Below are 11746 nucleotides of genomic sequence, written 5' to 3' on the forward strand. Positions count from 1 at the left end.
TAACGTGCTCATAAAGATGGCCGATCCGGTTTTTCTTGGTTACCATGCAGGGAGCAAAGCAGAGATATCGTTAAAGGTTGTTAAAAAACGCCATGCGGAGGAAAAGGTAGGCATTGTAGGATATATCGACGGGCATCTCCATATTATTGAATATAGTGAACTCAGCCAGGAGGATATGTATGCCAGAAATGGGGATGGTGCATTGAAATATAATGCAGGGAATATTGCAGTCCATGTAATGGATATTGATTTCCTTGAGAGGATATATCAAATAGTAAATGCTCTTCCCTATCATGCAGCCTTAAAAAAGGTATCCTGCCTGAATGAGAAAGGAGATATGGTAAATCCTGAGAAGAATAATGCTGTTAAATTTGAGAGCTTTATCTTTGATATACTCAGATATGTAAAGCAGGGAATAGTTATGGAGGTTCTTCGGGAAGAAGAATTCTCACCGGTAAAAAATTCAGAAGGCAATGATTCGCCAGCTACAGCAAAACGGGATATAGTTAATTTATTCGGGAGATGGTTACGCAATACCGGTATATCCATTCCCACGGATCCTCAGGGTAATGACCAACAATCGTTCCTTCTTTATTGAACCTACCTTTACCCATAGTTAAATAGAGAGCGAAGACAGAAGCAAGGAATTATAATCCATTCCAAAAGCCTCGGCCACTGCCTGGTTTGTGATCTTTCCCTTTACTGCATTAATGCCCCTCATTATGGCGGGGTTTTCCCGGGCTGCGCGTTCGTATCCTTTGTTAACAAGTTCCATAGCATAGGGTAATGTTACGTTGGCTAATGCCTGTGTTGATGTGCATCCTACTGCGCCGGGGATGTTGGTTACACAGTAATGGATTACATTACATTCTGTGTAGACAGGGTTTCCATGCGTGGTTGGTCTGCTCGTTTCGATGCATCCGCCCTGATCAATAGCCACATCGATAATCACGGCGCCTGCTTTCATGGTTTTGACCATATCCTTTGTTACCACATGCGGCGCCCGTGCCCCTTCAATAAGTACGGCTCCTATTAACAGGTCGGCGTCTGCAACTCTCTCCCGGATATTTTGTATATTGGACATCAGCGTAATTACATTTTTGGGCATGATATCGTCCAGGTATCTTAATCGATCCATATGAATATCGAGGATTGTAACCCTAGCTCCAAATCCCGCTGCTACTTTGGCGGCGTTGGTACCGACGACACCACCTCCTATGATAACCACCTCCGCAGGGGCTACCCCCGGTACGCCACCTAAAAGGATCCCACGCCCGTGCATTGGTTTTTCCAGGTATTTTGCACCTGCCTGGATAGACATTCGTCCTGCCACTTCACTCATGGGTGTCAGGATTGGATGCCGGCCATTTTCATCCCGAATTGTTTCATAGGCAATGGCTATTACGTTCGCTTGTAGTATTGCATCGGTTAATTTTTTTGATGCGGCGAAGTGAAAGAAGGTAAAGATGATCTGGTCTTCTTTTAATAAATGGTACTCCTCAGGCATAGGCTCTTTGACCTTCATGATGAACTGTGCATATTTGTAGATATCGCCGGGATTACCGATGAGTTGAGCGCCGGCTTTCTCATAATCCTGATCAGAAATACTACTTCCCAGGCCAGCGCCTTTTTCTACAAGGACTGTATGACCATGTTTCAACATCTCCTCCACGCCGCCAGGGATGAGAGATACCCGGTATTCATCCGGTTTAATTTCTTTTGGTATACCAATAATCATCTGAATTTCTCTTCAAAAAGATTGTCTTGTCTGATAGAATCACATGCGTACTTAAATTTAGTACCTCATTAATTATGAATTTCAATACGTATTTCCTTTTTGTCTGCGGCTCTGTGATTACGATGGTTCTCCTGCTGTCTCGTTGATAATCCGTAGTGTACAGAGGCGACATTTTTTGTCAAGTTAATATTAGCGGGAACCAGTTAAGCCGTTCAAACAGTTCAAGCTGATGAAACCGTTTAACCGGTTTAATCGGTTTTTTATTCTGTCAAACCATGAAGACATGCGCCTTTATTACGCTTGGTTGTAAAGTTAACCAATATGAGACTCAGGCTATTCGGGAATCTCTTATTGCCAGGGGGTTTGTAGAAACGGGTCCTGAACACGCTGCTGATCTTTATGTAATCAATACCTGCACGGTTACTTCAATGAGCGACGAAAAATCACGTCAATATATTAAAAAGGTCAGGCGAAAAAATCCTGGTGCGACTATTGTTGTTACCGGTTGCTATGCAGAGGCGGATGCTGAGGCGATAAAAAAGATGGAAGGGGTAGACTATGTAATTACCAAGTCTGAAGAAGCTCGCCTGGCAGAGATTATAAGCAAGGACACGATGCGTAGTTTCCCTAACCGGGAAACGACTATGCCTTTCAGAGGTTTTTATAACAACAAAAATACCTCTTCCTTTACACGCCCTTCATTCAGAAGAGGAGAACCGGATAGGATGGCAATCTTTCCCTCCCTTCATGGAAGCGGTAATGGAAATGGAGAGGAGCTTGCCACGGAGCCGGCAGAAGATTCTATTTATAATCTAAAGATAAGTCATTTCGAGGGGCACACGAAGGGATTTCTGAAAATTGAAGATGGATGTGATATGTACTGCTCATACTGCATCATCCCTTACGTCCGGGGAGGTATCAAGAGCCGAAGGCCGCAGGATATCAAAGAAGAGGCGGAGCGTTTAATTGGCAATGGTTACAAGGAGATCGTGCTAACGGGTATTCATTTGGGGGCATATGGCAGGGAATCAAGGGAAAACTACCGTTTATTGGATGTTATTTCCATGCTCTGTAATCTATCGGGACTGGAGAGACTTCGGTTAAGTTCCCTTGAGGTAAATGAGATATCCCATAGTCTTATTGACCTTTTTGCATGTTCAAAAAAGCTCTGTCCCCACTTTCATATTCCCTTGCAAAGTGGTGATGATTTTATTCTGAAGAGGATGAATAGGAGATATACTGCATCGCACTATTTAGAAATGTTGGGACAAATTCGCTCAAAAATCGACTTACCATCATTTACCACAGACGTTATGGTGGGATTTCCGGGAGAAAAGGATGCACATTTTGAAAGTACTATCAACCTCTGTAAACAAGCTGGTTTCAGCCGTATACATATATTTCCTTTTAGTGAAAGAAAGGGTACACCGGCAGCAAAAATGCCCGACCATTGCCATCCTGAAATTATCAAACACAGAAAGGTACTGCTTGAGGATACAGCAAATGCCCTGGCCTTTGCTTATAAGAGAAAATTCTTAACATTAGACAGACCTGCAGAGGTACTTGTGGAAGTAGAAAGAGATCTGAAAACAAAAAAATTATGCGGTTATTCAGAGCGGTATATTAAGGTATTCTTTGATGGTCCGGACACGATAAAAAATACCATTGCTCCTGTACAAATAGAAGACATTACCTCTTCCTTTGCAATCGGAACTTTGCTATGAAGTTTTTCATTCTTTTGGTTGTTTGTGTTTTTTATTCATCCTGCGCCTTTGGTTTACCTGCCGATGATGTTGTGCCTCTCATAGATGGCGAATACTATCCACAAGCACACCAATCATTGATTACTGCAAAGAAATCTGTTTTTTGCATCATGTATATTGCCGACATCGATCCGAAATATAATCATGGTTATGAATATAACCTGGTCAACGATCTTATTAATGCGCACAGGCGTGGCGTAGTCGTAACCGTTATCTTTGATCAAAATATTACATTTTGGAAAAAGGGTAAAAAGGGTAAAGAAATTGAAAGTAAGAGCCGCAAGGCATATGAGTTGCTTAAGAAAAATGGGGTTCCTGTGTATTATGATAGTAAGGATTGCGTTACTCATAGCAAAGTACTCGTTATCGATGGCTATATTACTATTCTGGGTAGTACGAATTGGACGTATAGCGCATTAAAAAAGAATCATGAGGCATCTGTTTTAATAAAATCGCATCGTGTGGCAGAGGCATTTCTCGAAAAGCTGAAAATGATTCCTAAATATTAACCAGGATGAGATATGAATACCTATAAAAGTCATTGTCTAATTTTTATGGCAGTATTTTTTGGGGCGCTTTTTGCCTTCACAGGCATACTTAACCTTTTTTCATCCTCACTTATCTTCGCCATGGGGGAGGTTTCAAAATTCACCTTTGCCCAGGTAGAGTATCATGGTGGAAATTGGAATCCCCGGCCGAATGGTGGAAAACGACTTATGTGGGAGCTTATTAAGCGAACGAGTGTTGAGGCACGCATTGAAACTGTTTCCCTCCGCCTCGATGATAGCAATCTCTTTGAATATCCATTCCTTTATATGTCAGGTGATCAGGAGTTTCCACCACTAAGCGAGAAAGAGATCAGCAATCTGAAATTACATCTGGAATTCGGAGGCACGCTTTTCATTGATGACTGTATCGGAAAGAATGATTTTGGCTTCGATAAATCTATCCGGCGTGAAATTAAGAGATTATTTCCCAATAAACCGTTAGAAAAGCTGCCTTCAGATCATACAGTCTTCAAGTCTTTCTATTTACTAAATCAAGCATATGGAAGGATTATGGAAAAATCCTTTTTAGAGGGTATAACGATAGGAAATCGAACCGTTATCATGTATTCTCAAAATGATCTGGCAGGGGCATGGGCAAAAGATCCATTGGGAAACTGGGAGTATGAGGTGATACCGGGTGGTGAAACACAGCGATCTATGGCATTTCGTCTGGGTGTAAATATTATCATGTACGCCCTTACCGGCAACTATAAGCAAGATCAGGTACATCTTCCCTTTATCCTGAGACGGCAGATGTGATTTTTATGAGGAAATAATGAGACAGGATACACAGGATACCAAAAAGATTTTTATTGATCCTGCTGATCCTGTCTTAAAATAATAATAAAGAATATGGAAAATTTTATCCAATGGAATCTTAGTTTTGTCGGTGTTGAAAGCAACGGTTTACGGGTACTGATACTGTTTTTAGCAGTTGTTGCGCTCTATTTTTCCTGGATTAGCATCAGAACTGTCTATCCTCTTACCAAACGATGGCTGCTTCTCACGCTTCGGCTCTTTGTTATAGCGCTCATTCTTATCCTCCTTTTTCAGCCGCAAATAGAACAAAAAGAGGTTGTCAGGTTAAAAAACAAGGTTGTATGCCTGTTAGATAATTCAAAGAGCATGACCCTGAAAGGCGGTGACACCGGTATTACCCGATTTCAGCTTGTTGAGAATTTTTTCAAAGACAATGCGTCTTTTCTCAGGGAATTACATGATAATTTCGATGTTGATTACTTAACCTTCTCCGATAGTATCAAAGAGATATCCCCTTATGATATCGAAAAAGGCATTGCCCTCGATGGCACAAACACCAATATTGCTCAAATACTCAAACTTGTTAAGAAGCGCTACGAAGGTAAATCAGTTAAGGGTTATTTGGTTTTTTCGGATGGCGCAGATACCATTGAACTTCCTTCAACGGTAAATAAACCCGATATTCTTGGGAATCTTACAAAAGATCTTTCTGCCCCGTTTTTTACATTTTCCCCGGCAGGCAATATGGAAGCCAAAGATATTGCTATGAGTAATATCTCCTACGACAGTTTTACTTTTATAAGAAGTCTGTGGAAGGCAGATGTCGTTATCAGGATTTTTGGATACAAGGATCTCAGGCTTCCCATCACCTTAAAGCAAGGCAATGATATTATTTCCTCGAAAGTCCTGGAGGTTAAGAATGAAAATGAACTCCATGTAGAGCTTTCGTTTACTCCTTACAAGACGGGGACATTCCTCTATACGATAGCGCTGCCTGTCCAACCCCACGAGGCAATTGCAGAAAATAATCAGGTGAGTTTCCTGGTAAAAATAGTACGTGATAAGATCAGGGTTATGCATGTCTGTGGACGTCCATCCTGGGATGAGTGCTTTTTGAGACGTGTGTTAAAAAGCGACCCGAATGTCGATCTTATATCCTTTTTTATTTTACGGACGCCGACCGACCTTTCTGAGGCAAGAAATGAAGAATTGAGTCTTATCCCTTTTCCCGTGGATGAGTTATTTACTCAGGCGCTGAGCAGTTTCGATCTGGTTATTTTTCAAAATTTTGATTACCGTCCCTATGATACATCATTCTTCCGGTTTTCACATTATCTGAATAACCTGCAAAAATTTGTGATAGATCAGGGCGGAGGTTTTCTGATGATTGGTGGTGATATCTCATTTTCACAAGGTGGTTATGATGGGACAGCCATTGAGGAAATTCTTCCCATAAAGCTTAATGCGGAAAAAGATACTATCGATACATCCCGATTAAAGGCGGTACTGACCGATGATGGTCTGAAGCATCCCATAACCGTGCTCGATGAAAATACCGATAGAAACGCTGCTGTTTGGAAAGATCTTCCCGAATTAGACGGATGTAATGTGGCCACCCAGCTAAAAACGACAGCCATACCTTTGGCAACCTATCCGGTAAATGGAGATCCCCCTCTCATTTCAGTTCAGGATGTGGGACTTGGCCGATGTATGGCTATTACAACCGATTCTCTATGGCGATGGGGTTTCCTCTCTGTTGGAAAAGGCGGAAGCAACAGGCATTACATAAAATTTTGGCAGAATACCATAAAATGGCTTATCAAAGACCCTACCCTGAATCCTGTCCGTTTAACGGTAAATAAAGAAACTTTTTTGCCGAATGAAGAGGTACAAATTAAGATTGAAGTATTGGGCAGAAATTACCAACCTCTGGAAGGTGTACCCCTAGATATCGATATTACCAATGAATTTTCAGGGAAAAGCATACACTCCGCCCGTGGGGTTACTGGCAATGACGGCCAGTATAAATTTACCATGAAACACGACAGAGAAGGATATTATATTGCAAAGGCAACAGCAAAGAAGGAAAATGATGAAATCGGGCAGGATTACACCGTTTTTAAAATTGCATTAGAGAATAAGGAATTTAAAGATCCATCTATCCGGAGAGATATACTTGCCAGGTTAGCTGAGATTTCCGGGGGAAAGTATTTCGATCTTCCTGTAAAAAATATTGAAGACGCATTTTCTCTTGAAAATCCCTCTATAATAAAACTTGTAGGCAAACGGCAAATATCATTGTGGGATAACTGGTATACTTTTCTGATGATACTCGCTATCGTTTCAACAGAATGGTGGATAAGGAAACGAAGCGGATTAAGCTGAATAAAAAATACTTGCAATAAAATGCTCTATGTAGTATATTTTACACTTTGCAACACATTTAATCTGGCGCTATTACAATTACAGGAAGATATAAAAGGAGTTTTTATCATTGATAATAGCGATTGATGGTCCTGCAGGGTCCGGGAAAAGTACCATTGCTAAAATGCTGGCAAAACGGCTGGGTTTTAAATATCTTGATACAGGCGCAATGTATCGGGCATTTACCTGGAAGGCAATGCAACTCAGTGTGAATCTTGAAGATGAAGATGCTTTATGCCACCTTTTAGATCAAACTATCATCGAATTCCAATGTAAGGATGAAAGTTTGCATATCTGCATAGACGGGATTAACGTCACAAGGGAAATCCGTTTGCCTTCTGTTACCAATAATATTCATTATATTTCGAATAAATCCGGTATCCGTCAACGGATGGTTAGATTTCAGCAAGAACTTGCAGCAAAAGGAAATGTAGTTGCCGAGGGAAGAGATATGGGAACCGTTGTATTTCCGCAGGCAGAAAAGAAGTTTTTTCTCGATGCGGATATTGAAGAACGTGCGAAAAGGCGTTATGTGGAGTTTAAACCCTCAAATGGAAAAGTCTCTTATGACGATGTTATAAAAGACATAGAAATACGTGATAAGCGCGATACAACGAGAATTGATTCTCCCCTCACAAAAGGAATCGACTCAGTTTATATTAATACTACCCGTTTGACCATTGAAGAAGTATTTACTATGATATTGAAAGAAATCGAATCTATTGTAAGAAAATAAGATTTTTTTGTCTTAATAGAATGTACTTTATTTCATAAAAATTTTTTTGTTTTTATAGTTTTATTTTGGAGAATTTATCAAATTATGGATCGTGATATTTTAAAAGAATATAATGTAAATTTAGAGGATATTGAAAAAGAAGTTGCAGCTATTATGGAAAATGAGGATACCAAGAAGAAGATGGAATCCACATATTATGACTCTATTCAGGATTTTGAAGTAGGAACAGTCCTGAAAGGGCGCATCCTTAGTGTTCTTGGGGATAATGTTATCGTAGATTGTGGATATAAATCTGAAGGTATGGTACCCAAATTTGAATTTGACGATCCTTCCGAAATAAAAATTGGCGAAGAGGTAGAAGTTTTATTAGAAGCAGTAGAAGATGATTCGGGACTTATTAAATTATCCAAACGAAAAGCCAATCGCATACGTGGTTGGGAAAGAGTCATCGCTAAATATAAAGAAGGCGATATCATAACCGGGCGAGTTACAAGAAAAATTAAAGGCGGCTTGCTGGTAGATATGGGTGTGCCTATATTCTTACCGGCTTCCCAGATTGATGTAAAACCGCCTGGCGATATTGCACAATACATTGGGCAAGAAGTTACCTGTAAAATCCTTAAAATTGATGAATCGAGACAAAATATCGTTGTCTCCAGAAGAAAATTGATTGAAGAAGAACGCGATAAGAAGAAAAAAGAATTATTAGCAGAGATTGAAGCTGGGCAGATTAGGAAAGGAGTCGTTAAAAATATAGCTGACTTCGGCGCCTTTATTGACCTCGGCGGGTTGGATGGACTTCTCCACATTACAGACATGAGTTGGGGCAGAATAAGCCACCCTTCCGAAATGCTGGCTATTGATGATGAAGTTGAGGTGAAGATACTTGATGTCGATAAGGAAAAAGAAAAAGTTGCTCTCGGACTGAAACAAAAATCAGAAAACCCATGGATGCATATAGAAGAAAAATATCCTGTAAGCTCCCGGGTAAAAGGTCAGGTTGTTAATATCATGTCATATGGCGCTTTTGTAAAATTGGAAACAGGCATTGAAGGCCTTGTTCATATATCCGAAATGTCCTGGACCCGACGTATCAACCATCCTTCGGAAATGGTAGCTATTGGGGATATGGTAGAGGTTGTTGTCCTTAAGATCGACAGAGAGAAAGAAGAAATCTCTCTTAGCATGAAACAGACAGAAGTGAACCCCTGGACGGTTATCGAAGAGAAATATCCGGCAGGTACGAAGATTAAGGGGCGTGTCCGCAATTTAACCAACTACGGTGCATTTATTGAAATTGAAGAGGGTGTGGACGGATTACTTCATATTTCTGATATGTCTTGGGCAAAGAAAGTTGGCCATCCTTCTGAAATCGTAAAGAAGGGTGATAAGGTCGAGGCCGTGGTACTCTCTGTTGATCGGGAAAAGAAGAGAGTTGCACTAGGTTTAAAGCAACTTTCCGATGATCCATGGACAAAAGAGATTCCTGAACGATTCAAGGTTGGTGATGTCGTGAAAGGTAAAGTGACCAAACTTACAAACTTTGGAGCATTTTTAGAACTCGGTAAAGGGATTGAAGGCCTGTTGCATATTTCAGAATTTTCCAATGAAAAGATCAGCAATCCTGCTGATATAGTCAACATTGGTGATGAATTGGAAGTCCGTGTTATCCGTATCGAGCCTGAGGCAAGAAAAATTGGGCTTAGTATTAAGAAGCTCTCCGATGCAGAAGAAAAATTTCAATCATCTTCGGGTAAGGATTCACAACAATCTCATAGCGGGACTAAAGATATACCGAAAGAAGAATCGAATACTGTGGACGTTCAATAATACCACCTCGCAAATAAAGGAGATAATGATACGGAGACTGCTTTACAAACATATTTAAAAGAGATCAATAAAATTCCGTTATTATCTCCTGAAGAAGAAAAAGAAGTAACAAAGCAGGTGAAGGAGGGGGACGTAAAGGCACGGGAAAAGCTAATACGATCTAATCTTCGGCTGGTCGTTAGTATTGCAAAAGAATATGTTAATCGGGGACTTTCCTTCTTAGATCTGATCGAAGAAGGAAATATAGGCTTAATTCGTGCCGTAGAAGGATTTGATCCATCGACTGGATATAAATTCAGTACTTATGCAACATGGTGGATCAAGCAAGCAGTCCGGAGAGCCTTAACTGATAAGGCAAAGACCATTCGCATTCCCTCATATATGGTTGAAAAAATATCCAAATTAAAGTCTGCTTCTACCGATTTACTCGACAGGCTTGAAAGGCCTCCCAGCCGGTATGAGATTGCAGAAAAAATGGATATTACCGCAGGAAAAGTGCAATCGATTGAACAAGCAATACACTCAACAGGATCCCTGGATGCGGCAGGCGTTACGGGCTCTGATCTTATTTGGGCATTAAGTAGTATCATACCGGATAAAAAAACGCCTCCTCCTGAAGATGAGCTTGAGGAAACGTATGAGAGGGAAGCAGTAAAAAGGCTCCTTGAAGTTATTGACGAACGGGAAGCTATGGTAATAAAAATGCGATATGGATTGGCAGATGGAAAACCCAAAACCCTGGAGGAAATCGGAAAGATATTGAACATAAGTCGTGAGCGAGTTCGGCAGATAGAGAAAGAAACTATTAGAAAATTACATTATATATTGACAAAAGAGGCGTAAAGAAACCATGTGCGACTTAAAACAGTTGGTCCGTGATATACCTGATTTTCCTAAAAAAGGCATTATCTTTAAAGATATTACACCCGTATTTCAAGACCCAAAGGGATTAAGAAAAACAGTTGCTATGATTTCCGATCATTATAAAGATAAGAAAATTGACATTGTAGTTGGTGCGGAAGCACGGGGCTTTATCTTGGCTCCTACCGTTGCATTTAACCTTGGCGCTGGATTTGTGCCGGTAAGAAAACCGGGCAAACTTCCTTATGAAAAAATTAGTATGAGTTATGATCTTGAATATGGAAAAGATACGCTTGAGATGCATAAAGACGGCATTAAGAAAGGTCAACGGGTGCTTATGGTAGATGATTTGCTAGCAACGGGCGGAACTATGGCCGCCTGCTGTAAAATGGTTGAATCTTTAGGTGGCACCGTTGCAGGGTGCGCCTTTTTAATTGAGTTGACCTTTCTTAATGGTAAAAACGCCTTAAGTAAGTACGATATATTCTCACTTATAAAATACTAAGAAATGTTTTGGCTAGTTTAGAATTATTTCTATCGACTGGCCCTCTTTCCAGACTTGATTAAATACCTTTGCATTCTTTAATGCTTCCATGACCTGTTTTTCAATCCACATAATTACATCGCTGTAACCGCAACTAAAACATCCTATCATTGTGGACCCTTTCATCGCTTTAACAATAACAGAAATTGCTTCGCCATTACAATTTGGGCATTTAGTTGAAGAAATCACGGCTTTATATTTTTCCCCGACTTCTTTATTCGAAAAATGTTCTGACATTTTTATACTCCTTTAATCTTGTACTTCTTTACATAAGGATTAAGTACATTTACTTAAAGTCTAAAACAAATTATCCTAAACAAAAGTTTCAAAATTTCTTTTTATTCAAGCATCTCTCTACCAATCCAGATACATAGTAGTAAAGAAATAGAAGATGGTAGACATTTGTAATTCGATCCGATGACCCCTTTTGTAAAATCTACAAAAATAGTGTATCCGTTTTTCATTTTAGTTTCAAGTAATTTGTTTTTTGTAAGTTAGTACAGAATAAAAAATTTTTGTGATCTATTATGTGCTGTGAAGACA

At 40.0% G+C, this 11746-nt stretch carries 11 protein-coding genes and 1 pseudogene; 10 read left to right on the forward strand and 2 right to left on the reverse strand.

Annotated features, from left to right (window positions below; all coding sequences use genetic code 11):
* Positions 1–598: UTP--glucose-1-phosphate uridylyltransferase (locus FBQ94_RS11645; protein ID WP_285442148.1), on the forward strand; the 598-nt coding region annotated here is incomplete at its 5' end.
* 18 nt (positions 599–616) lie between these two features.
* On the opposite strand, the gene ald is transcribed toward FBQ94_RS11645, so the two are convergent.
* On the reverse strand, positions 617–1738 hold the full coding sequence (gene ald, locus FBQ94_RS11650) for an alanine dehydrogenase (protein WP_007221039.1): 1122 nt from the start codon (positions 1736–1738) through the stop codon (positions 617–619).
* A gap of 275 nt (positions 1739–2013) precedes the next feature.
* On the opposite strand from ald, the gene mtaB reads away from it, so the two are divergent.
* From mtaB to FBQ94_RS11695, 9 genes and pseudogenes are all read left to right on the forward strand, one after another.
* Positions 2014–3462, forward strand: a complete 1449-nt coding sequence (mtaB, locus tag FBQ94_RS11655) for a tRNA (N(6)-L-threonylcarbamoyladenosine(37)-C(2))-methylthiotransferase MtaB (protein ID WP_007221038.1) — start codon at positions 2014–2016, stop codon at positions 3460–3462.
* Positions 3459–4010 (forward strand): phospholipase D-like domain-containing protein, encoded by a 552-nt coding sequence (locus tag FBQ94_RS11660; protein WP_007221037.1) that lies wholly within the window; start codon positions 3459–3461, stop codon positions 4008–4010. The genes mtaB and FBQ94_RS11660 overlap by 4 nt, the downstream gene beginning before the upstream one ends.
* 12 nt (positions 4011–4022) lie before the next feature.
* Positions 4023–4808: a DUF4159 domain-containing protein gene (locus FBQ94_RS11665; protein WP_007221036.1), complete on the forward strand. Its 786-nt coding sequence runs from the start codon at positions 4023–4025 to the stop codon at positions 4806–4808.
* Between the two features lie 93 nt (positions 4809–4901).
* Positions 4902–7193 (forward strand): glutamine amidotransferase, encoded by a 2292-nt coding sequence (locus FBQ94_RS11670; RefSeq protein ID WP_007221035.1) that lies wholly within the window; start codon positions 4902–4904, stop codon positions 7191–7193.
* A gap of 109 nt (positions 7194–7302) precedes the next feature.
* Positions 7303–7968: a (d)CMP kinase gene (gene cmk, locus FBQ94_RS11675; protein WP_007221034.1), complete on the forward strand. Its 666-nt coding sequence runs from the start codon at positions 7303–7305 to the stop codon at positions 7966–7968.
* An 84-nt stretch (positions 7969–8052) separates the two neighbouring features.
* Positions 8053–9798 carry a 30S ribosomal protein S1 gene (locus FBQ94_RS11680; protein ID WP_007221033.1) on the forward strand — a complete coding sequence of 582 codons (1746 nt, stop codon included), beginning with the start codon at positions 8053–8055 and terminating at the stop codon, positions 9796–9798.
* Positions 9799–9852: 54 nt separating this feature from the next.
* Positions 9853–9918, forward strand: a pseudogene (locus tag FBQ94_RS11685) (sigma-70 factor domain-containing protein); the annotation flags it as partial.
* Positions 9916–10641 (forward strand): sigma-70 family RNA polymerase sigma factor, encoded by a 726-nt coding sequence (locus FBQ94_RS11690; protein WP_007221032.1) that lies wholly within the window; start codon positions 9916–9918, stop codon positions 10639–10641. The pseudogene FBQ94_RS11685 and the gene FBQ94_RS11690, both read left to right, overlap by 3 nt.
* 7 nt (positions 10642–10648) lie before the next feature.
* On the forward strand, positions 10649–11164 hold the full coding sequence (locus FBQ94_RS11695) for an adenine phosphoribosyltransferase (RefSeq protein ID WP_007221031.1): 516 nt from the start codon (positions 10649–10651) through the stop codon (positions 11162–11164).
* Between the two features lie 12 nt (positions 11165–11176).
* Here the strand turns inward: FBQ94_RS11695 and FBQ94_RS11700 are convergent, their stop codons facing one another.
* Positions 11177–11440 carry a hypothetical protein gene (locus FBQ94_RS11700; RefSeq protein WP_007221030.1) on the reverse strand — a complete coding sequence of 88 codons (264 nt, stop codon included), beginning with the start codon at positions 11438–11440 and terminating at the stop codon, positions 11177–11179.
* Between the last annotated feature and the right edge of the window lie 306 nt (positions 11441–11746).

The organism is Candidatus Jettenia sp. AMX1, from assembly GCF_030263775.1.
GTDB classification, from domain to species: domain Bacteria; phylum Planctomycetota; class Brocadiia; order Brocadiales; family Brocadiaceae; genus Jettenia; species Jettenia caeni.

Excerpts from the sequence above, each read along its gene's own strand:
- FBQ94_RS11670 (WP_007221035.1), top strand. The coding sequence starts at position 4,902 with ATGGAAAATTTTATCCAATGGAATCTTAGTTTTGTCGGTGTTGAAAGC.
- ald (WP_007221039.1), bottom strand. The coding sequence starts at position 1,738 with ATGATTATTGGTATACCAAAAGAAATTAAACCGGATGAATACCGGGTA.
- FBQ94_RS11660 (WP_007221037.1), top strand. The coding sequence starts at position 3,459 with ATGAAGTTTTTCATTCTTTTGGTTGTTTGTGTTTTTTATTCATCCTGC.
- FBQ94_RS11665 (WP_007221036.1), top strand. The coding sequence starts at position 4,023 with ATGAATACCTATAAAAGTCATTGTCTAATTTTTATGGCAGTATTTTTT.
- mtaB (WP_007221038.1), top strand. The coding sequence starts at position 2,014 with ATGAAGACATGCGCCTTTATTACGCTTGGTTGTAAAGTTAACCAATAT.
- FBQ94_RS11695 (WP_007221031.1), top strand. The coding sequence starts at position 10,649 with ATGTGCGACTTAAAACAGTTGGTCCGTGATATACCTGATTTTCCTAAA.
- FBQ94_RS11680 (WP_007221033.1), top strand. The coding sequence starts at position 8,053 with ATGGATCGTGATATTTTAAAAGAATATAATGTAAATTTAGAGGATATT.
- FBQ94_RS11700 (WP_007221030.1), bottom strand. The coding sequence starts at position 11,440 with ATGTCAGAACATTTTTCGAATAAAGAAGTCGGGGAAAAATATAAAGCC.